The sequence below is a fragment of the Knoellia sp. AC549 genome, from assembly GCF_979258975.1.
Genome location: NZ_OZ409890.1, coordinates 3,038,369 through 3,056,968 on the forward strand (window position 1 = coordinate 3,038,369; position 18,600 = coordinate 3,056,968).

Annotated in this window: 22 protein-coding genes and 2 pseudogenes; 21 read left to right on the forward strand and 3 right to left on the reverse strand. The window is 71.6% G+C overall.

The features are described 5' to 3' along the window. The first annotated feature begins 10 nt into the window (after positions 1 to 10). The 4 genes and pseudogenes from ACZZ98_RS14780 (at position 11) to ACZZ98_RS14795 (ending at position 3,404) form a co-directional block, all read left to right on the forward strand. The gene (locus ACZZ98_RS14780; protein WP_463517790.1) at positions 11 to 337 is read left to right on the forward strand and encodes a TOBE-like domain-containing protein; all 327 of its coding nucleotides are present in this window, start codon (positions 11 to 13) and stop codon (positions 335 to 337) included. A gap of 46 nt (positions 338 to 383) precedes the next feature. Further along, positions 384 to 851, forward strand: coding sequence for an RrF2 family transcriptional regulator (locus tag ACZZ98_RS14785; protein ID WP_463516957.1), 468 nt, complete (start codon positions 384 to 386; stop codon positions 849 to 851). Next, positions 848 to 2,402, forward strand: a pseudogene (locus tag ACZZ98_RS14790) (SDR family NAD(P)-dependent oxidoreductase). The gene ACZZ98_RS14785 and the pseudogene ACZZ98_RS14790 overlap by 4 nt, the downstream one beginning before the upstream one ends. 18 nt (positions 2,403 to 2,420) lie before the next feature. Then, positions 2,421 to 3,404 (forward strand): phosphotransferase, encoded by a 984-nt coding sequence (locus ACZZ98_RS14795; RefSeq protein ID WP_463516958.1) that lies wholly within the window; start codon positions 2,421 to 2,423, stop codon positions 3,402 to 3,404. Here the strand turns inward: ACZZ98_RS14795 and ACZZ98_RS14800 are convergent. Next, complete coding sequence (locus ACZZ98_RS14800; protein WP_463516959.1) at positions 3,361 to 3,834, reverse strand: hypothetical protein; 474 nt, start codon at positions 3,832 to 3,834, stop codon at positions 3,361 to 3,363. The two genes, ACZZ98_RS14795 and ACZZ98_RS14800, sit on opposite strands and share 44 nt — an antisense overlap. 240 nt (positions 3,835 to 4,074) lie before the next feature. Between ACZZ98_RS14800 and rpsP the strand changes: the two genes are divergently transcribed. The 5 genes from rpsP (at position 4,075) to ACZZ98_RS14825 (ending at position 7,370) form a co-directional block, all read left to right on the forward strand. Further along, a complete protein-coding gene (rpsP, locus tag ACZZ98_RS14805; protein WP_463516960.1) occupies positions 4,075 to 4,635 on the forward strand; it encodes a 30S ribosomal protein S16 in 561 nt (186 codons plus the stop codon). 2 nt (positions 4,636 to 4,637) lie between these two features. Next, entirely contained in the window at positions 4,638 to 4,880 is a 243-nt protein-coding gene (locus tag ACZZ98_RS14810; protein ID WP_380088325.1) for an RNA-binding protein, read from the forward strand. An 89-nt stretch (positions 4,881 to 4,969) separates the two neighbouring features. Then, on the forward strand, positions 4,970 to 5,521 hold the full coding sequence (gene rimM / locus ACZZ98_RS14815) for a ribosome maturation factor RimM (RefSeq protein WP_463516961.1): 552 nt from the start codon (positions 4,970 to 4,972) through the stop codon (positions 5,519 to 5,521). 5 nt (positions 5,522 to 5,526) lie between these two features. Then, positions 5,527 to 6,747, forward strand: a complete 1,221-nt coding sequence (gene trmD / locus ACZZ98_RS14820; RefSeq protein ID WP_463516962.1) for a tRNA (guanosine(37)-N1)-methyltransferase TrmD — start codon at positions 5,527 to 5,529, stop codon at positions 6,745 to 6,747. After that, entirely contained in the window at positions 6,744 to 7,370 is a 627-nt protein-coding gene (locus tag ACZZ98_RS14825) for a hypothetical protein (protein ID WP_463516963.1), read from the forward strand. The genes trmD and ACZZ98_RS14825 overlap by 4 nt, the downstream gene beginning before the upstream one ends. A 55-nt stretch (positions 7,371 to 7,425) precedes the next feature. Here the strand turns inward: ACZZ98_RS14825 and ACZZ98_RS14830 are convergent, their stop codons facing one another. After that, positions 7,426 to 8,184 (reverse strand): ABC transporter permease, encoded by a 759-nt coding sequence (locus ACZZ98_RS14830; RefSeq protein ID WP_463516964.1) that lies wholly within the window; start codon positions 8,182 to 8,184, stop codon positions 7,426 to 7,428. A 62-nt stretch (positions 8,185 to 8,246) separates the two neighbouring features. Here ACZZ98_RS14830 and ACZZ98_RS14835 point away from each other — a divergent pair, with 62 nt between their 5' ends. The 7 genes and pseudogenes from ACZZ98_RS14835 to ACZZ98_RS14865 all read left to right on the forward strand — a co-directional run bounded on the left by ACZZ98_RS14835 (position 8,247) and on the right by ACZZ98_RS14865 (position 12,161). Further along, the gene (locus ACZZ98_RS14835) at positions 8,247 to 8,675 is read left to right on the forward strand and encodes a hypothetical protein (RefSeq protein WP_463516965.1); all 429 of its coding nucleotides are present in this window, start codon (positions 8,247 to 8,249) and stop codon (positions 8,673 to 8,675) included. After that, positions 8,672 to 8,833, forward strand: a complete 162-nt coding sequence (locus ACZZ98_RS14840) for a hypothetical protein (protein ID WP_463516966.1) — start codon at positions 8,672 to 8,674, stop codon at positions 8,831 to 8,833. Before ACZZ98_RS14835 ends, ACZZ98_RS14840 begins: the two co-directional genes overlap by 4 nt. Before the next feature lie 205 nt (positions 8,834 to 9,038). Beyond that, positions 9,039 to 9,395, forward strand: coding sequence for a 50S ribosomal protein L19 (gene rplS, locus ACZZ98_RS14845; RefSeq protein WP_463516967.1), 357 nt, complete (start codon positions 9,039 to 9,041; stop codon positions 9,393 to 9,395). Positions 9,396 to 9,440: 45 nt separating this feature from the next. Then, a complete protein-coding gene (gene lepB / locus ACZZ98_RS14850; RefSeq protein WP_463516968.1) occupies positions 9,441 to 10,124 on the forward strand; it encodes a signal peptidase I in 684 nt (227 codons plus the stop codon). Between the two features lie 218 nt (positions 10,125 to 10,342). Further along, a pseudogene (gene lepB, locus ACZZ98_RS14855) lies at positions 10,343 to 10,852 on the forward strand (signal peptidase I); the annotation flags it as partial. A gap of 219 nt (positions 10,853 to 11,071) precedes the next feature. After that, on the forward strand, positions 11,072 to 11,857 hold the full coding sequence (locus tag ACZZ98_RS14860; protein WP_463517791.1) for a ribonuclease HII: 786 nt from the start codon (positions 11,072 to 11,074) through the stop codon (positions 11,855 to 11,857). Beyond that, entirely contained in the window at positions 11,847 to 12,161 is a 315-nt protein-coding gene (locus ACZZ98_RS14865; protein WP_035906130.1) for a DUF2469 domain-containing protein, read from the forward strand. Before ACZZ98_RS14860 ends, ACZZ98_RS14865 begins: the two co-directional genes overlap by 11 nt. An 8-nt stretch (positions 12,162 to 12,169) precedes the next feature. Here the strand turns inward: ACZZ98_RS14865 and ACZZ98_RS14870 are convergent, their stop codons facing one another. Further along, the gene (locus ACZZ98_RS14870; RefSeq protein ID WP_463516969.1) at positions 12,170 to 13,195 is read right to left on the reverse strand and encodes a hypothetical protein; all 1,026 of its coding nucleotides are present in this window, start codon (positions 13,193 to 13,195) and stop codon (positions 12,170 to 12,172) included. Between the two features lie 207 nt (positions 13,196 to 13,402). On the opposite strand from ACZZ98_RS14870, the gene ACZZ98_RS14875 reads away from it, so the two are divergent. Genes ACZZ98_RS14875 through ACZZ98_RS14895 form a run of 5 tightly spaced genes read left to right on the forward strand, consistent with a single transcriptional unit; the run spans position 13,403 to position 18,597 of the window. After that, the gene (locus ACZZ98_RS14875; protein WP_463516970.1) at positions 13,403 to 13,762 is read left to right on the forward strand and encodes a YraN family protein; all 360 of its coding nucleotides are present in this window, start codon (positions 13,403 to 13,405) and stop codon (positions 13,760 to 13,762) included. Beyond that, positions 13,759 to 15,303: a YifB family Mg chelatase-like AAA ATPase gene (locus ACZZ98_RS14880; RefSeq protein ID WP_463516971.1), complete on the forward strand. Its 1,545-nt coding sequence runs from the start codon at positions 13,759 to 13,761 to the stop codon at positions 15,301 to 15,303. Before ACZZ98_RS14875 ends, ACZZ98_RS14880 begins: the two co-directional genes overlap by 4 nt. After that, the gene (gene dprA, locus ACZZ98_RS14885; protein WP_463516972.1) at positions 15,300 to 16,448 is read left to right on the forward strand and encodes a DNA-processing protein DprA; all 1,149 of its coding nucleotides are present in this window, start codon (positions 15,300 to 15,302) and stop codon (positions 16,446 to 16,448) included. The genes ACZZ98_RS14880 and dprA overlap by 4 nt, the downstream gene beginning before the upstream one ends. A gap of 36 nt (positions 16,449 to 16,484) precedes the next feature. Beyond that, positions 16,485 to 17,474, forward strand: coding sequence for a tyrosine recombinase XerC (locus tag ACZZ98_RS14890; protein ID WP_463517792.1), 990 nt, complete (start codon positions 16,485 to 16,487; stop codon positions 17,472 to 17,474). Further along, positions 17,467 to 18,597: a DUF3152 domain-containing protein gene (locus ACZZ98_RS14895; RefSeq protein ID WP_463516973.1), complete on the forward strand. Its 1,131-nt coding sequence runs from the start codon at positions 17,467 to 17,469 to the stop codon at positions 18,595 to 18,597. Before ACZZ98_RS14890 ends, ACZZ98_RS14895 begins: the two co-directional genes overlap by 8 nt. Positions 18,598 to 18,600 lie beyond the last annotated feature (3 nt).

Consider the following 18,600-nt stretch of genomic DNA (forward strand, 5'->3'; position numbering starts at 1 on the left):
CGACTTCGTCATGTCCTTCCTCGGTTCCGTGGCGCGGATCGGGGGCCACCTCGTGCGACCCCATGACATCGCGCTGCACCGGAGCCGCGAGCGCGCGGTGCAGCTCGATGCGCGCATCGGTGGCTCACCCGGCGTCATCGAGGCGGTGGTCGAACGCGTCGTGCGTCTCGGCTTCGAGGTCCGGGTGGACCTGCGCGCCGACACCGGGGAGCGGTTCGCCGCCCAGCTCACCCGAGCCGAGGCCGACGCGCTGGCGCTCGCGGCGGGCGACACCGTCTTCGCGCACACCGTCCAGGTTGTCAACCCGGCCGAGGCGGAGCCCGCACTCGCCATCTGAGCTCGGCGATTCGGGGTCCGGGCGCGGGTCGGGGCACAATGCGGGCGTGGACATCTCGGCGCGCACGGACTACGCAGTGCGCGCCATGCTCATCCTCGCAGAGGCCCAGGAGGCCGCCTCGGGTCCGGTGAGCGTCGAGTCCCTCGCCCAGCGCCAGAGCCTGCCTCGCAAGTTCCTCGAGGCCATCGTCGCCGACCTGCGCACCGCCGGGCTCGTGACGAGCACCCGCGGGGCCCGCGGAGGCTACGCCCTGGCCCGGCCGGCCACCGACGTCGTCCTCGGTGACGTCTTCCGCGCGGTCGACGGCCCGCTCGCCGAGGTGCGGGGGCTCCGACCGCACGAGACGGCCTACGACGGGGTTGCCGCGCACCTGCCCACCGTCTGGGTCGCGGTGCGGGCCAGCCTGCGCGCCGTCCTCGACACGACCTCCCTCGCCCAACTACTCAGCGGCGAGCTGCCCGACACCGTTCGCGAGCTCACCGCGGACCCCGACGCCTGGACCAACCGCACATGACCGACCGACCCGCCAAGAACGACCCGACCGACCCGAGCCTGCGGGTCCACGACCTCGGGCCCGGCGTCGACCCCGACGACCTCGCCACCCTCCTGCGGGTCCTGGAGGAGCTGCCGAACCTCGACGGCGACCACCCCGACATCCAGGTCGTCAAGCGCGCGACCGGACGCATGTACAAGCAGGTCCGCAAGGCTCGCCGCCGCGAGGCCAAGCAGCCGCAGATCGACCACGACGACGCCATCCTGGCCCGGACGGCGACAGGGTCGCCGATGCGGATCGACGACGAGACCAAGGGCGTCCTGCTCGAGGTGCCGATGGCCGGGACGACCGTGGGCGAGCTGCATCGAGCCCCGCGGCTGCTACATCTGCAAGGACGACTACACGCGCGTCGACGCGTTCTACCACTGGCTCTGCCCGGCGTGCGCCGCCAAGAGCCATCTCAAGCGAGTGCAGCGGGCCGACCTCACCGGCAAGCGCGCCCTCCTCACGGGCGGCCGGGCCAAGATCGGCATGTACATCGCGCTCATGCTCCTGCGCGACGGCGCCCACCTCACGATCACGACGCGCTTCCCCCACGACGCCGCGAGGAGGTTTGCGGCACAGGAGGACTCGCGCGAGTGGATCGACAGACTCAAGGTCGTCGGCATCGACCTGCGCGACCCCACGCAGGTCGTCGCGCTCGCCGAAGAGGTCGCCGCGGCCGGTCCGCTCGACATCCTCATCAACAACGCCGCCCAGACCGTGCGCCGCTCACCGGGCTCCTACTCGCACCTCGTCGACGGTGAGCAGGTGCCTCTGGAGAGCAATGTCCGCTACCCCGAGCTCGTCACCTTCGACCGGATCAGCGACGCCCACCCGGCCAACCTGCTCGGCACCCTCACCGCCAACAAGGTCGCCCACCACGAGGGCGAGTCCGAGGAGGAGGCGGCCAGGGCACTGGCCCAGCGCACGGCCGCCTCGATGACCGAGATGGCCCTGACCGCAGGCCATGCCAGCCTCGAGGCGCACCTCGCCGGGACCGCTGTCGACGCCGGGGGCCTCCTTCCCGACACCCAGCGCAACAACAGCTGGACCCAGGTCGTCGACGAGGTCGACCCGCTCGAGCTCCTGGAGGTCCAGCTCTGCAACTCGACGGCGCCGTTCATCCTCATCTCCCGTCTCCGCCCGTCGATGCGAGCAGCGGTGGCAGCAGGGGCTCGTCGCGCCTACGTCGTCAACGTCTCGGCGATGGAGGGCCAGTTCTCGCGCCGCTACAAGGGCCCGGGGCACCCGCACACCAACATGGCCAAGGCGGCCCTCAACATGCTGACCCGCACCAGCTCGGGCGAGATGTTCGAGACCGACCGGATCCTCATGACCGCCGTCGACACCGGCTGGATCACCGACGAGCGTCCCCACCACGAGAAGCTGCGGATCGCCGCCGAGGGCTGGCACGCACCCCTCGACCTCGTCGACGGAGCCGCCCGCGTCTATGACCCCATCGTGCGGGGCGAGGCCGGCGAGGACGTCTACGGCTGCTTCGTCAAGGACTACGAACCCAGCCCCTGGTGAGAGAGCGGGGTATGCCGCGTGGACGACTTCGCTGAGTGGGTCCGGGATGCCTTCGGCCTGGGGGAGGGCCGGCTCGCCCGCGTGGTCGGCGGGCGCGGTGCCGACGGCGACGTCTGGCACCTGCGGGTCGGCGAGCGGGAGTATGCCGTCAAGCGTCCCTTCCGGGCCTTCGACGCAGGCGTCGTCCACCGGGAGGCCGAGCTCCTCGAGCACCTCGCCACCCACGGGGTGGAGGTGCCGACCCACGTCATGACGCCCGACGGGCGACTGGTCGTCAAGGTCCCGGACGCGCTCGGCGGTGGTAACGCCCGGGTGAGCCACTGGCTGACGGGGACGTCCGTCACGGATCGCACGTCAGAGGTCGCCGAGCCGCTCGGAACCCTTCTGGGACAGCTGCATCGCGCGGCACCCGTCACGCAGGACCCACCGCGGACCTGGCACACCACGTTGGTGCCGACCGAGACCTGGACCGAGCTGGTCGAGCGCTCGGTCGGACAGGCGTGGCACGCCGCACTGGCCGCGCGTGAAGGCGACCTCACGGCATACGCCGAGGTCGTGGACCGGGCCGGCCCGGGAGCGGGACCGTTCGTCCTGGGCCACTGCGACCTCCACCCGGACAACGCGCTCGCAGCGCCGGACGGCAGCCTGCGCGCGCTCGACTGGGAGGACTGCGGGCCGCTGGACCCGACCCGCGAGCTGGCCAAGACCCTCGTGCAGTGGCACGTGCTCGGAGACGACGTCGACGACACGGCGATCGCGAGAACTGTTGCGGCATACCGGAAGGCGGGTGGTGCCGGGATGCTCACCAGCACGACCGACTTCGCGATGGTGCTGTGCAGCGAGACGAACTTCCTCGCTCACCAGATCAGGCTCGCTCTCGACGACGATGCACCGGGAGAGCGTCGCGAGCAGGCTCATGACGAGATCACGGAGGCGCTCGGGGCCTACCTGCCGAGCCTCAGCGCACTGGACCGGGTGCTGGACGCTGCCCGGCTGCCGTGACGATCCTGCGCGCCGCCCGGTGGCCCACGAACGTCAGCAGGGCCACGACGGACGCCACGACGAACCACGGAGCAGCCGTGGCCCACTGCACGGCATCGGGATCGACCACGCGACCCCCCGAGGTGCAGGTCGTGGGCAGGTTCGACCCACCCGAGCACGACATCTCGGAGGGGCCCGACGTGGCGAGCACCCATCCCAGCCAGGCGATCCCCACGGCGAGGGCCAGTCCCAGGCCGGCGATCGCGGGCCAGCCGTCCGGGGTGCGGGTCGTGCGCACGATCGAGACGACGAGCAGGGCCACGGCGACCGGGAGGACGAAGATCCCGATCGAGAACATCCCCAGCAGCGTGAGCACGCCGACGAGGCCGGTGAGGGCCCACAGCGCGAAGAGAGCCCACGGCGCCGGAGCCGAACGCACGGTGACGGTCACGTCACCACGGTAGGACCGCAGGCCGCCCACGAACAGGGGCGGACGGCATACCGGGTCGGCGGGGGTGTGCCGCGTGCCCGGCTCGCGGTTCGGAGCACCTCTCGAGTTCTGGCAGAATGGGCGGCTGTACACCTTCTGGCCGCACCGATGTCGGCCGGATGCCTACCCCGGGCATCGGTACCCCGCGTGAAAATCCACCGCGGTCTCGCCGTGCCCACAACAGGAAACGGAGTCACTCACGTGGCCGTCAAGATTCGTCTCAAGCGCATGGGCAAGATCCGCACCGCCATCTACCGCGTCGTCGTCATGGACTCGCGCACCAAGCGCGATGGCCGCGCGATCGAGGAGATCGGCAAGTACGACCCCAACCAGGAGCCCTCGCTCATCGACATCGACATGGAGCGCGCGAACCACTGGCGCTCCAAGGGTGCCCAGCCGACCGAGGCCGTGGCCGCACTCCTGAAGATCATGGACGAGGGCACCCTGCGGGTGGCCGAGCCCAAGGCCAACAAGAAGGACCTCTACGAGGCCGCTCTTGCCGCCGCCGGCAAGTCCGAAGGCGACGACGCCTCCGGCGCCACCACCGCCAAGAAGAAGGCTGCCGCCAAGAAGGCCGACGCCCCCAAGGCCGACGAGGCCAAGGCTGACGAGGCTCCCAAGGCGGACAAGGCCGAGCAGCCCGCAGCGGACGAGGTCGCCCCGGCGGCCGACACCGACTCGGGCGCTGCTGCCGCCGAGAGTGCCGAGGCGCCCGCCGAGGGTCCCGACACCGAGGCCACCGAGGACAAGGCAGGGGCCTGAGGATGCTCGAGGAGGCGCTGGAGCACCTCGTCACCGGGATCGTCGACCACAAGGACGACGTCGAGGTGAAGCGCAAGGAGCTCCGTCGCGGCGAGATCATCGAGGTCCGGGTCCACCCGGATGACCTTGGTCGCGTCATCGGTCGCTCCGGCCGCACGGCCAGCGCGCTGCGCACCGTGCTGACCGCGCTCGCCGGTGGTCGGCCCGTCCGGATCGACATCGTCGACACCGACCGGGCGCGCTGAGCAGCACAGCACCACCCACGTCAGAATGCGCCGCGCCCCGTGGGGGCGCGGCGCATTCTCGCGTTCGCCAGCCTGAGAGGATCTGACCCATGGCCAGCAGCACCGACCCCCTTCTCATCGCCCGCATCGGCAAGCCCCACGGGCTCCGGGGCGAGGTGACGGTCCAGACGCACACCGACGACCCCGAGACCCGCTACGTGCCGGGCGCGGTGTTCGACACCGAGGCGGCGCCCGGGACCGGCGTGCCCCGCACCCTGACGGTTGCGACGGCGCGCAAGCACCGCGAGATCTGGCTGCTCGGCTTCGACGAGATCCCGGACCGCACCGGCGCCGAGTCGCTGCGGGGGACCCAGCTCTTCCTCGACGTCGACACGGTCGACGAGGCGGGGAGTGACGAGGACGACGGCTGGTACGAGCACGATCTCGTGGGCCTGGCCGTCCACGACCCCGAGGGTGTCGTCCTCGGTGAGGTGACCGGACTCGTCATCGGCGCCGTGCAGGACCTGCTCGAGGTGCGCCTCGCCGACCGCCGCGAGGTGCTCGTGCCGTTCGTCGAGGCGATCGTCCCCGAGGTCGACACCGAGGCCGGCCACGTCGTCGTCGACGCGCCAGCGGGGCTCTTCGACCTCGACGAGGCGTAGCCGACATGCGCTCCTTGAGACTGGACGTCGTCTCGATCTTCCCCGAGTACCTCGCGCCGCTCGACCTCTCCCTCATCGGCAAGGCGCGGCGCGACGGGCTCATCGACCTGCACGTGCACGACCTGCGGGACTTCGCCCACGACCGCCACCGCACGGTCGACGACTCGCCCTACGGCGGCGGCGCCGGCATGGTCATGAAGCCCGGGCCATGGAGCGAGGCGCTCGAACACGTGCTGGCACAGGGCACTCCGCCGGCCGAGGACCACCGGCCGCGCGTCCCGACCCTCATCATCCCGGGTCCCGGCGGAGAGCCGTTCACGCAGCAGATCGCGCGCGAGCTCGCTGAGGAGCCGTGGCTCGCGTTCGCCTGCGGCCGCTACGAAGGCATCGACGAGCGCGTCTACGAGTGGGCGAGCGAGCGGATGCCGGTGCGCGTCCTCTCCCTCGGCGACTACGTCCTCAACGGTGGTGAGGTCGCGGTCCTCGCCATGGTCGAGGCCGTCGCCCGCCTCCTGCCGGGCGTCATCGGCAACGTCGAGTCGCTCGTCGAGGAGTCGCACGAGGACGGCCTCCTCGAGTACCCCGTCTACACCAAGCCCGCCGAGTGGGACGGCCGAGCCGTGCCCGACGTCCTGCTCGGCGGCAACCACCGAGCCATCGCCGCCTGGCGGCGCGAGCAGCGCATCCAGCGCACGGCGCAGCGCCGTCCCGACCTCCTGCCGCCGACCGCCGCGACGTCCGCGCTGAGCGGGCTCGAGGAGCGCGTCGCCACGCCCGCCGACGCCCCCGACCTCCAGGTGCTCACCCGGGCCTGCTGGGCGCCGGAGTTCGCCCGCTACGGCATGTTCAGCGCAGGCGAGGAGGACCTCGACACCGTGCGCGACGGCATACAGGAGTGGGACACCAGGGTCTGGCGCAAGGACGGGCAGCTGCTCGCCTCCGTGCGCGTGCGTCCGCACCCGATCCACGACGAGACGTGGCAGATCGGTCGCCTCATGGTCGCGCCCTACCTGCAGGGTCGCGGTCTCGGCCGGGAGCTGCTCGTGTATGCCGAGTCGCTGGCTCCCGACGACGTCCGCACCTTCTGGCTCAACACCGGCGCCAGGAGCACCGAGAACCTGCGCCTCTACAAGAAGGCCGGCTACAAGGTGCGCCCCGGCGAGGGCGAGTTCCCCGGGACCGTCGACCTCACCAAGCGCCGCTCCACCACTAGCCTGCCGGCATGAGCACACCGTCCCTGCCGCCGCCGATGCCGCTGGGCCTCGTCGACCTCCAGCAGCAGCACGAGCGCCTCGAGAGGCAGCTCCGCACCGCCAGGCTCGTGGTCCTCGGCGGCAGTGTCGTCGTCGGGCTCTTCCTGGGGCTGCTGGCCTGGGCCGGTCTCGACGGGCTTGCTGGTCCGGTCGTCGGGGTCCTCACCTTCGCGGGGTTCGTGCTCCTCGTGGCCCTGAGCATGACGATCTCGGCGGCCAAGGAGAAGAAGCAGACCGGCCCGGCAGGCAGGGGACCGTCGAGCTTCGGCCAGGTCGTGACGAGTGCCCCGGGCCCCCACGTGTGGGAGTCGGTGAACGCTGCGCTGCGTGGGCTCGGGTTCGTCCCCGGGCGTCCCATCGACCCGCAGACCATCGTGTCGACGCGCACGCTCTCCATGGCCAGCTGGGGCGAGACCCTGACCGTCCGCATCGTGTCGACCGCCGATGGTCGCGGGCTCGTCACGGTGTGGTCGCGCCCGGCATACCCGCTGCAGTGGATCGACTACGGCCGCAACCGCAAGTACGCCAACGCCGTCCTGGGCGCCGTCCCCGGCGCGGAGACGGTTCGCGAGCCGGATGTGGCTTCCCGAGCCTGATCGATCCGGCTCGCGAGCGGCAAAGCGGCTCGCGAGCCGTTTCAGGTGCGGGGACCTACGGGCGCAGGCGGGCGTGCAGGTCCTCGGGCAGGAGGCGGGCCGAGCTGATGAGCCGCCCGGCCACCACCGTGGTCGTCGTCTGCGCCGCCATGATCCCGAGCAGGACCAGCACCTGCGCCGCGGCCGCCTGCGCCGGGGACCCGCCCCCGAGCAGCACGCCGATGAACGCGCCCGGCAGCGTCACCACGCCGGCCGTGCGCACCTGGTCGAGCCCGGGGATGAGCGCCTCGGGCAGCCGGCGGTGGACGATCTCGTCGATCGACTGCGCCCGGGTCAGCCCGATCGAGAGTCCGGCGTCGTACTGTGCGGCCTCCTCGCGCAGAGCCGCGAACGAGCGCCGCCCCACCAGCGTGTGTCCGTTCATCGTGTTGCCCAGGATGATCCCCACGACCGGGATGAGGGCGATCCCCTCGAGCGGCACCGTTCGCGTCAGCAGGATGATGGCGACGACGGGCAGCAGCCCGGCGAGCATCGCCAGCGTCGACCACGGCCAGGCACCCACCGCCCCGACCCGACGCGTCGTCGTGAACACCGCCACCGCGAACATCGCGCAGAGCAGGAACACCGACAGCAGCAGGTCGCGCGCCACGGCCGTGATGACCAGCGCGGCCAACCCCAGCTGGACCACCGCCCGTCCGGCCGCCACGACAGTGGCGGCCGGCTGCGGGAGCCGCCCCACGGCATACATGACCAACGTCAGCACGAGAAGGGCGACGCAGGCCAGGGCGACCGGCCACCCGGGATCGATGCTCATGTCGCAAAGGTAGGCCGAGGCTTTCACGCGCGGTTGTCGGCGCGCCTTGGCATCCTTGGGACATGACAGGGGAGTGGTGGGGAGGGATCCTCGCGTTCATCGGCGCGGCGATCGGGTCCGGCGCGACCTTCTACGCCGCCAGACGCGACACCGTGGCGCAGTCCGACGCCTCGGCCAAGGACCTGACCCAGCGGGAGCGGGCCAGCGCGCGGGAGGAGTGGGGTCGGCGCTTCACCGCTGCCCTGGCCGACATCAACGCACAGGACTCGTTCCGACGACGCGAGCTGGGGCGGGTGGTCCTCGTCGAGCTGGCCACGAGCGACCTGGCCACCACGGAGGAGCGTGACCTCGCCGACTCCGTGCTCGTGGCCGACGCGCGGCTCGACCTCGAGGGGGACGAGGTCGCGCTCGGGCGCCCCGGAATGGTCGTGGACGACGTCGACGTTGTGGAGGATGATGGAGACGAAGCACAGGTGAGGAGCCGGTCATGAGCAAGCGCATCGTCAAGGTCACGCGTGACCAGGTCCAGTCCGCCAAGGCGCTCATCCGCCTGCGCGGCGGCGAGGACAAGGTGGACCCGGACATCGTGCTCATCGCGAACGCCCGTCGGCTGACCCGTGACGAACCCTCCGGGGCCGCGGCGACCTGACCAGCCGATTTCTCGGTATGCCGTGTGCTCTGGCAAACTTGACCCTTGCGTCCGTCGATCAACGCCCCTGCCACAGGGGGAGTGCAGAGCGACTGAGCCACTGGCCCAGATCCGCCGCGCATGAGGCACGACACCGCAACTCCATTCATTGCAGCACCAGCACATGTGGGTGACCTGTGGCACCGCACGAGAAAGCGAAGCAGTCATGCAGCGTTTCCACGAGGTCGACAAGGCCTCCCTCCGCGATGACATCCCGGCCTTCCGCGCCGGCGACACCGTCAACGTCCACGTCAAGGTCATCGAGGGCACCCGCTCGCGCGTCCAGGTCTTCAAGGGCATCGTCATCCGCCGCCACGGTGGCGGGCTCGGCGAGACCTTCACGGTCCGCAAGGTCTCCTTCGGCGTCGGTGTCGAGCGCACCTTCCCGCTCCACACGCCGGTGATCGACCACATCGAGCTCGTCACGCGCGGTGACGTCCGTCGCGCGAAGCTCTACTACCTCCGCGACCTGCGCGGCAAGGCTGCCAAGATCAAGGAGAAGCGCGAGACCCCGGTCAGCTGAACCGCGGCACGGCGCTTTTCAGGCGCGGCGGATAGCATCCTCTCGATGACGTCCCCGGCCACCCCCGACACCGACCCGGTCCCCGCCACCACGGCAGGGGCCGGGTCGAGTCGTGCCCACCTGGTGCCCGTCCTCCTGGCCGCCGGTGTCCTCGCCGTGATGCTCGTGCGTGCCTTCCTCATGCAGCCGTATGCCGTGGCGAGCGACGCGATGTCGCCCACCCTCGAGCAGGGACAGCGGGTCCTCGTCGCCAAGGTGGGTTCGCCCTCGATCGGTGACGTCGTCGTCGCCGACGTCACGCAGGCGTGGCCCGGGCCGGACCGTTCGACCCACACCGACGACGGGCTTCTCGGCCGAGTCCTCGGCTCGGCCTCCGCTGCCGTCGGTGTCGACCTCGGTGAACGGTCCGTGCTCGGTCGGGTCGTCGCCGGTGGGGGGCAGGACGTCGTCTGCTGCACCGCCGGACGGGTCACCGTCGACGGTGCCGCCGTGGGCCCGCGGCTCGCCGAGGATGCCGCTCCCTTCCGGGTCGCCGTCCCGGAGGACCGATACTTCCTGCTCAGTGACTCGGCGGCCGGAGCCATGGACTCCCGCACCCACGTCGGTGCCGGCTCCGCGACCACGGATGGGACGATTGCCGCGGACGCCGTCATCGGCACCGTCGTCACGCGCATCTGGCCCCTTCGCCAGGTGGGTGCCCCAGCCGCCCCGACCACCACCCAGCCCTGAGAGCGCGGATACCAGCGATGACGAGCCACGAGGCCCGGTTCGAACCGGGCCAGTTCGACCCTGACGCGACCCGGGAGGCACCGCTCGACGGGTCCGGCCAGAGCGCCGTCGACGACCCGAGCAGTCCCCGCGACCCGGACCGCGACGGGCCGACTCGCGCCCGCTCGGCAGCCGGTGCTGCCGGTGCCGCGATCCGCGAGTTCGTCGTGGTCGTCGCGATGGCGCTGGCCCTGTCGTTCGTGGTCAAGACATGGCTCATCCAGGCCTTCTACATCCCCTCCGGCTCGATGGAGGACACCCTCATCCTCAACGACCGCGTGGTCGTCAACAAGCTCGTCCCCGGCGTCGTCGACCTGCAGCGCGGTGACGTCGTCGTCTTCGAGGACCCGGGCGAGTGGCTCTCGTCCGTCCCCGAGGTGAGTCACGGGCCGGTGCGCGACGGTGTCGAGCGGGTGCTGTCCTTCGTCGGCCTGCTGCCCAACACCTCGGACAACCACCTCATCAAGCGCGTCATCGGTCTGCCGGGCGACAAGATCGCCTGCTGTGACGCCCAGGGTCGGCTCACCGTCAACGGCGTCCCGATCTCCGAGCCCTACATCAAGCCCGGTGACGTGCCGAGCTCGATCACCTTCGACATCACCGTGCCCGAGGGCAAGGTGTGGGTCATGGGGGACCACCGCAGCGACTCCGAGGACTCCCGCTTCCACGACCCGGACGGCACCGGCGCACAAGGGTCGGTGCCGATCGACCACATCACCGGGCGCGCCGTCGCCATCGTCTGGCCGTTCGCCCGAGGCGGCTGGCTGAGCTTCTCCGGAGACCACCTTCGAGAAGGTGCCGAACCCCGGCGCCTCGTCGCCCACGCCTGCGCGCTCCACGCCGACGCCCTCCACGACCCCCTGAACCGCGACCGATCCGTCCCCGCCCGAAGGACCGCACCACCCGCCATGCCCCCAGCACCTCGATCCCGCAAGCCGAGCCTGCGTGTCGAGCGCGCCCTCCAGCGCGACGGCTACCGGCTCCTCGCCGGCATGGACGAGGTCGGCCGCGGGGCGCTCGCGGGACCGGTCTCCGTCGGTGTGGTCGTCATCGACGAGACCTGCCGGTCGGCTCCCCAAGGAGTGCGCGACTCCAAGCTGCTGCAGCCACACGCCCGCGAGGCCATGGTGCCGCGCATCCGACGCTGGGCCCTGGCCCACGCCGTCGGGCACGCCTCCCCGGCCGAGATCGACGAGATCGGGATCATCGCCGCGCTGCGGCTGGCCGGACGCCGCGCCCTCGCCGCGCTCGACGTCGCCCCGGACCTCGTCATCCTCGACGGCAACCACGACTGGCTGACCTCCCCCGACGAGGTCGGGCTCCTGGCGTTCACGTCCGACGAGGTCCACACGCCGCCGGTGACGACGATGATCAAGGCAGACCTGAAGTGCTCCTCCGTCGCCTCGGCCAGCGTCTTGGCCAAGGTCGAGCGCGACCGGATCATGGTCGGCCTCGCACCGGACCACGCGGCATACCGATGGGACCTCAACAAGGGCTATGCCGCACCGGAGCACATGGATGCGCTGCGCGAGCACGGTCCTTGCGACCTGCACCGACGCTCGTGGCGACTGCCCGGCACGATGGACGATGATGAGCCCTTCGCCGTGCCGGTCGACGACGCGGCGGTCTCACCTGACATGGTGGCGGCGACAGCCGGACCACACGACGACGGAGTTGGCACGCATGAGCGCTGAGGACCTCGAGAAGTACGAGAGCGAGATGGAGCTCGCCCTCTATCGCGAGTACCGCGACGTCGTCGGGCTCTTCTCCCACGTCGTCGAGACCGAGCGCCGCTTCTACCTGTGCAACTCGGTCGACGTCAAGGTCCGCAGCGACGGCGGCGAGGTCTTCTTCGACGTGACGATGCAGGACGCGTGGGTCTGGGACATCTACCGACCCGCACGTTTCGCCAAGCAGGTGCGCGTCGTGACCTTCAAGGACGTCAACGTCGAAGAGCTCGCCAAGTCAGAGCTGCAGCTGCCCAAGGGCGACTTCTGAGCCTTCCCTCATCCCCTCGGCGGGCGGATCAGCTCGCGGCGGATGCTCCAGAGGTTGGGTGACGAGCAGGTCCCGCCGTCGCCGGCGTAGACCGTGGCCGCGGACTCGAACAGCGCGAACAGCGACGGGGTGCCGTCGTTGCGGGGCGCCCACGTGATGCCCTCGGACATGGTGCGGATCTTCTGCTCGTAGTGCACCGTGAGAGCGCTCGTGTCCGTCGACTGCTGCTTCTCGGTCACCGTGAGCAGGCTCGCCAGCGTCCTGCCCTCGGAGCGGCTGAAGGCGAAGAAGCGACCTGCCACCGCAGCGCCCTGGGTCTTGGACGGGGTGACGAACGTGCGCCACTGACCGTAGGGGATGCCATCGCCGTTGAGCGCGTCGTACTCGTAGAGCCGGTTGCCCTCGAAGCTGCCGACGTAGAGCTTGCCGCGATGCGACGTGGCGTAGGACCCGGCCCTGGTCAGGGTGTTGTTGCGGACCGGCATGACCTTGCCGGGCGCTCGTCGCAGCACCTGGTCGACCTTGTAGCTGAAGACGTGCGGGTCGGCGTCGGTGTCCCCGTCCCCGAGGAGGTCTGCCGTCTCGGCCACCACGAGCCAGCCGTCGACGACGGCGAGCCCCCCGACGTGGGCCCCTCCGGCCGGGTTGGCGTTGGCCGGGTCGACCTGCACGTGGGTGCGGTAGCCGCCGCGGCTGTCGAAGGCGGCGATGATCGCGTTGCGCGCCGCGTAGTCGTCGTCGATCGCGGGCCGGCCGTCGTAGTAGGACACGAAGAACACGTCGTGGATCGCGTCGTAGGCCAGTCCCTGGGGGACGTAGTCGCGGCTGATGACGCCCCCGGCGAACACGTCCCACCGCTTCCTCTGCCACGTGCCCCGGAAGGACGCGAGGTCCTCGTCCTCGCAGCTGGTGACCTCGGGGAAGTCGTCGCTGGCGTGGGCAGGAGCCGCGGCCACGACGCCCGTCACCAGCCCGGCTCCGGTCACGAGTGCAGCGAGGCCGGCAGTGAGTCGTCGGCGAATCGAGGTCGACATGGTCCCCCCAGGAGTGTTGACCGGGGCCCGCCGCCCCGGTTGGTGTGTCGACCCTAGCGGTAGGGCAGGACCCTGCGCCCGGGTTGTGCCAATCTGCTCGACTTCGCGGATGCGGGTTGTCCACAAGCGACTGCGCGGGGTTGCAGTTGTCCACAGATTGTCCGGGGTGGTGGCGCTGGTCCACCCCCGGCGCCGACGCTGCTCGGTATGGACGGACACGTGGCACTGGGCACCTACGGCGAGGACCTCGCGGCGCGCTATCTGCGCGAGCGGGGCCTGCAGATCCTCGAACGCAACTGGCGGTGTGCCGAGGGCGAGATCGACCTCGTGGCGCTCGACGGCGACTGCGTCGTCGTGTGCGAGGTCAAGACCCGCCGCGGCACCGGCGCGGGCGACCCGCTCGAAGCGGTGACCTGGGAGAAGGCGCGGCGGCTGCGGCGTCTCGCCGCGGCATACCTGCGTTCGCGTCCCGGTGCCGTGCCGCAGGTGCGCATCGACGTGATCGGCATCCTCGCCGAGCACGGACGGCCACCGGTCGTGCGGCACGTCGTGGCGGTGGGCTCATGAGCGCCAAGCTCGGTCGGACGCTGTGCGTGGCTCTCAGCGGACTCGACGGGCGGATCGTCGACGTCGAGGCCCACATCTCGTCACAGCTCCCGAACTTCAGCGTCACCGGCCTGCCCGACAAGGCCTGCGGGCAGGCCCCGGACCGGGTGCGGTCCGCCGCCGCGACGAGCGGCTACCCGCTGCCGCCGCAGCGCATCACGGTGAACCTCTCACCCGCGTCGATCCCCAAGCAGGGCACCGGTTTCGACATCGCCATCGCCCTGGCGGTGCTCGCCGCAGCCGGCGTGGTCGATGCCCGGCGCATCGCGCGCGTGGTCCACCTCGGTGAGCTCGGGCTCGATGGGCGGGTGCGCGGCGTCCGCGGGATCCTCCCCTCCGTCCTGGCGGCGGCTCGCGCCGGGGTGGCCCACGTCGTGGTCCCACCCGAGAACGTCGCCGAGGCGCAGCTCGTCGACGGCGTCACCGTGCACTGCGCGCCCACCCTGGCGACCCTGGTGCACTGGTATGCCGTGCGCGGCGGGGTCGACCCGCTCCCCGTTCCCGAGCCGGTCGAGGCCGACGGCGAGGAGGTGCACCGGCACGGCGACCTCGCCGACGTCCTGGGCCAACCCGAGGCTCGGCTGGCCGTCGAGATCGCTGCCGTCGGCGAGCACCACCTGCTCATGAACGGGCCTCCAGGTGTGGGCAAGACGATGCTGGCCGAGCGGCTCGTGACGATCCTGCCGCCCCTCTCCCGGGAGCAGGCGCTCCAGACGCACGCCATCCGCTCACTCACCGGCGACGAGATCAGGGCGAGCGAGCTCGACCTGACGCCGCCCTTCGTCGCACCACACCACAGTGCGTCCATGGCCTCGATCACCGGGGGCGGCTCGGGCGTGGTGCTGCCCGGGGCGATCTCGCGGGCCCACTGCGGCGTGCTGTTCCTCGACGAGGCCGGCGAGTTCAAGACCTCGGTGCTCCAACAGCTCCGCCAGCCTCTGGAGTCCGGAGAGGTCACGATCGCCCGGGCCAAGCAGCTGGTCCGCTACCCCGCACGGTTCCAGCTCGTCCTGGCGACGAACCCGTGCCCGTGCGGGCGGGGATGGGGCAAGGGCATCGACTGCGTCTGTAGCGCCGTCGAGCTCCGGAGCTACCAGGCCAAGCTGTCCGGGCCGCTCATCGACCGGGTCGACATCCAGGTCGTCGTGCCACCGGTGTCGCGAGCCGCTTTCGGGGACGACGACGGCGAGTCGAGCGCCACCGTCCTCGAGCGGGTCATGCAGGCGCGGGGTGTCCAGCAGGAGCGCTGGTCGCGGCACGGTTGGGCGACCAACGCCCGGGTGCCCGGGCACGCACTGCGGCGGGCGCCGTGGCGGCTGCCAGGCCAGGTCACAGCCACGATCGACCGAGGTCTCGACCTGGGACAGCTCACGCTGCGCGGCTACGACCGCACCCTGCGGCTCGCCTGGTCGGCCGCTGACCTGTTCGGGCGGGTGTCGCCGACCGCGGAGGACGTCGGTCTGGCCTTCACCCTGCGAAGCCAGGGGAGGGCTGCGGCGTGAGCGGGCGGACTCCGGGCAGCATCCGGGGCGGGGTCCCGGGCGCGGCCGCGTTGGTGAGCGAGCGGTGGGCCCGCGTGGCGTGGAGCCGGGTCGCCGAGCCCGAGACGGTCTCGGTGCGTGACTGGATCGAGGCACACGGCGCCGTCGAGTCGATGGACCGGCTGCTCTCCGGTGCCTTGGCGCCGGACGGTCGCTATGACCAGCGCATCGCCGCGCTCGACCTCGACCAGGCCCGGCGTGCACTGGACCGGCTGCAGGTGCGAGTCGTCATCCCCGGCGACGACGAGTGGCCCCTGGGGCTCGACCAGCTCGAGTCGCCACCCCTGTGCCTCTATGCCCGGGGCGCTTGCGACCTCACCGTGGCCGACGGGAGCGTGGCGGTGGTGGGGTCCCGTGCGGCGACCGCCTACGGCCTCAGGGTCGCCGCCGACCTCGGCGAGGGACTGGTGCAGCGCGGTGTCACTGTCGTGTCCGGCGCGGCGTTCGGCATCGACGCCGCCGCGCACCGCGGGGCCCTCGCCGGAGGTGGCCCGACGATCGCCGTGCTCGCGAGGGGGCTGGACCGTGCCTACCCCCAGGCGCATGAAGGTCTGCTGCGCGAGATCGCCGACAACGGAGCGGTGGTGAGCGAGCTGCCTCCGGGCTGGGCTCCCTACCGGCAGCGGTTCATCGCGCGCAACCGACTCATCGCGGCGATGAGCGTGGGCACCGTCGTCGTCGAGGCAGGCCTCCGGTCGGGCTCGCTCAACACGGCCAGGACGGCCCGCATCCTCGTGCGACACGTGGCCGCCGTGCCCGGTCCGGTGACGTCCGTCCAGTCGGCGGGCTGCCACAAGCTCCTGCGCGAGACCGACGCCCTGCTCGTGACCGACGCCGCGGAGGTGCTCGACCTGATGGGGCGGTTGAGCCTCGATGCCGTCGGCCCGGCCAGGGCGCCCGTGACACCGGAGTCCGACCTCGACTCCCTCGCCCGCACCGTGTGGTCGGCAGTGCCCGTCCGGACGCCTGCCGACCTGGCCAAGCTCCAGCGCCTCACGGCTCTGGACACGACGACCCTGCTGGGAGTTCTCGGACGGCTCACCATGCTCGGCCTCGTCGTCCGGGTGGGTGAGCGGTGGCGCAAGGTGCCGGCCCCACGACGGTGAGCGAGCCGGTCGGAGGTGGAACCGCCGCCGAGGTGGTTGATCGTGCAGCGACCTGATGAGAGCGTGCAGGGTGTGAGTGCCAGCCGGCAGGTCGTGGTCGACGCCTTCGAGCGTCACCTCCGGCTGGAGCGCGGCCGGTCGGCGCACACGGTCCGGGCCTACCTCGCCGACCTGCGGGACTTCCTCGCGCACGTCGACGCCGAGCACCAGCGGCCGGCGACCGGGGCGGAGGGCGAGATCCTCGCCACCCCCACTCCGCTGACGGAGGTTCGACTCGCCGACCTGCGGGCCTGGCTCGGCGTCCTCGCCTCCGCCGGCGCGGCACGATCGAGCATCGCCCGCCGCTCCGCCGCCCTCCGGACGTTCTTCGGCTGGGCCACCCGCCACGGCCACGTCGACGCCGACCCCTCGCTGCGCCTCGTGGCCCCGAAGCGCCATCGAACCCTGCCGCCGGTGCTGGCGAAGGACGACGCCGTGGGCATGCTGGACGTCGCTGCCGTGGCTGCCGACGACGACGACCCCGTGCACCTGCGAGACCGGGCAGTGCTCGAGCTCCTCTATGCCACCGGGATCCGCGTCGGTGAGCTCACCGGACTGGATGTCGACGACGTCGACTTCGAGGTCGACGTCATCAGGGTGATCGGCAAGGGCGACAAGGAGCGTCGCGTGCCCTTCGGCCGGCCCGCCCGTTCCGCGCTCACGGGGTGGCTGGACCGTGGCCGGCCCCGCCTGCTCGTGGACAAGAGCGGTTCGGCTCTCTTCCTGGGCCGGCGAGGGCGCCGCATCGACCCGCGCCAGGTGCGTACCCTCGTCCACGACATGTTGACCCACGTGCCCGATGCCCCGGACCTCGGCCCACACGGACTCCGGCACAGCGCAGCCACGCACCTCCTCGAGGGGGGCGCCGACCTCCGCATGGTGCAGGAGCTGCTCGGGCACGCATCGCTGGCGACGACCCAGATCTACACCCACGTGTCCATCGAGCGCCTCACCGCCTCCTACGCCCAGGCGCACCCTCGTGCCTGACGAGCTCGACGTCCCGGAGTGGGTCAGTGAGCCGCCCTCCTCACCTTCGTCCGTCCAGGACCGTGGGGCCGAGCGCCGGGCCGACCTGCGCCGCGCCGTGCGCGACCGGGAGGACCTGCAACGCGAGCGTCGTCGTCACCACGGCGACACACGCAGGGCGAGGGGAGAGCGGCGTCAGGCCCTCGAGCGGGACCCGCGTCCGCTGCCCGGAGCCCGTCGAGCGAGGCGGTCCGTCGAGATGGTTCCGCCGACACTCCTGACGGATGCCTCCGGCGATGTTCCTGCGGACGTCGCACCCGAGCCCGTGACCAGGTCACGTCGGCGCCCCGCCGCCCACGGCCAGCGTCCGTCGCGCGTCAGCTACGCCCGCCGGAGGGCCGCAGCAGCGCTGGCCCTCACGACCAGCCTCGCCCTCCTGCTCTGGTCCTTCTGGCCCAGCGAGGGCTCGAGTCCGCCCGAGCGAGGCACAGCGGACCTCAGGGCGGCGGTGGCGCCGCGGAGCGATCCGACGGCGGTCGCCGAGGACCCGCCCACGGCGACTGCCAAGGTCCCCCCACCGGGTGTCGCACCGGTGCCGAGGTCGGGCAGCGGCGCCCTGACGTCGGTGGCGTTGCCCGCCATCGCCGCCCCCACGGTCAACCCCCATCGCACGGTCCGGGTGGGGTTCCAGGTCGAGAGCGGGTCGGGAGTCGACACCGCACAGGCCGCGACGATCATCTCGGCGACGCTGGGCGACGAGCGCGGCTGGCAGACGGTCGACAAGGTCCGGTTCCGGGCCGTCTCAGCCGCCGCTGTGGCAGCGGGCGACGTCGACATCACCATCGTCCTGGCCAGTCCCGACCTCACCGACGACCTGTGCGCACCGCTGCGGACGCGTGGGGAGGTGTCCTGCTTCAACCTGCGCAAGGTCGTGCTCAACACCCGTCGCTGGACCGCCGGGGTGCCCGGATACGGCAAGGACCTCGCGGCCTACCGGCAGTACATGGTCAACCACGAGGTGGGGCACGGGCTCTATCACGGTCACGTCGAGTGTCCCGGCAAGGGCACTCTCGCGCCCATCATGCTGCAGCAGAGCAAGGGCCTGGACGGATGTCGGCCCAACGCGTGGCCGACCGTGCGCTGACCG

Excerpts from the sequence above, each read along its gene's own strand:
- ACZZ98_RS14870 (WP_463516969.1), bottom strand. The coding sequence starts at position 13,195 with ATGTCGACCTCGATTCGCCGACGACTCACTGCCGGCCTCGCTGCACTC.
- ACZZ98_RS14780 (WP_463517790.1), top strand. The coding sequence starts at position 11 with ATGTCCTTCCTCGGTTCCGTGGCGCGGATCGGGGGCCACCTCGTGCGA.
- trmD (WP_463516962.1), top strand. The coding sequence starts at position 5,527 with ATGCGCTCCTTGAGACTGGACGTCGTCTCGATCTTCCCCGAGTACCTC.
- ACZZ98_RS14810 (WP_380088325.1), top strand. The coding sequence starts at position 4,638 with ATGCTCGAGGAGGCGCTGGAGCACCTCGTCACCGGGATCGTCGACCAC.
- ACZZ98_RS14825 (WP_463516963.1), top strand. The coding sequence starts at position 6,744 with ATGAGCACACCGTCCCTGCCGCCGCCGATGCCGCTGGGCCTCGTCGAC.
- ACZZ98_RS14875 (WP_463516970.1), top strand. The coding sequence starts at position 13,403 with ATGGACGGACACGTGGCACTGGGCACCTACGGCGAGGACCTCGCGGCG.
- ACZZ98_RS14840 (WP_463516966.1), top strand. The coding sequence starts at position 8,672 with ATGAGCAAGCGCATCGTCAAGGTCACGCGTGACCAGGTCCAGTCCGCC.
- ACZZ98_RS14865 (WP_035906130.1), top strand. The coding sequence starts at position 11,847 with ATGAGCGCTGAGGACCTCGAGAAGTACGAGAGCGAGATGGAGCTCGCC.
- ACZZ98_RS14835 (WP_463516965.1), top strand. The coding sequence starts at position 8,247 with ATGACAGGGGAGTGGTGGGGAGGGATCCTCGCGTTCATCGGCGCGGCG.
- ACZZ98_RS14860 (WP_463517791.1), top strand. The coding sequence starts at position 11,072 with ATGCCCCCAGCACCTCGATCCCGCAAGCCGAGCCTGCGTGTCGAGCGC.
- rimM (WP_463516961.1), top strand. The coding sequence starts at position 4,970 with ATGGCCAGCAGCACCGACCCCCTTCTCATCGCCCGCATCGGCAAGCCC.
- ACZZ98_RS14880 (WP_463516971.1), top strand. The coding sequence starts at position 13,759 with ATGAGCGCCAAGCTCGGTCGGACGCTGTGCGTGGCTCTCAGCGGACTC.
- rplS (WP_463516967.1), top strand. The coding sequence starts at position 9,039 with ATGCAGCGTTTCCACGAGGTCGACAAGGCCTCCCTCCGCGATGACATC.
- ACZZ98_RS14830 (WP_463516964.1), bottom strand. The coding sequence starts at position 8,184 with ATGAGCATCGATCCCGGGTGGCCGGTCGCCCTGGCCTGCGTCGCCCTT.
- lepB (WP_463516968.1), top strand. The coding sequence starts at position 9,441 with ATGACGTCCCCGGCCACCCCCGACACCGACCCGGTCCCCGCCACCACG.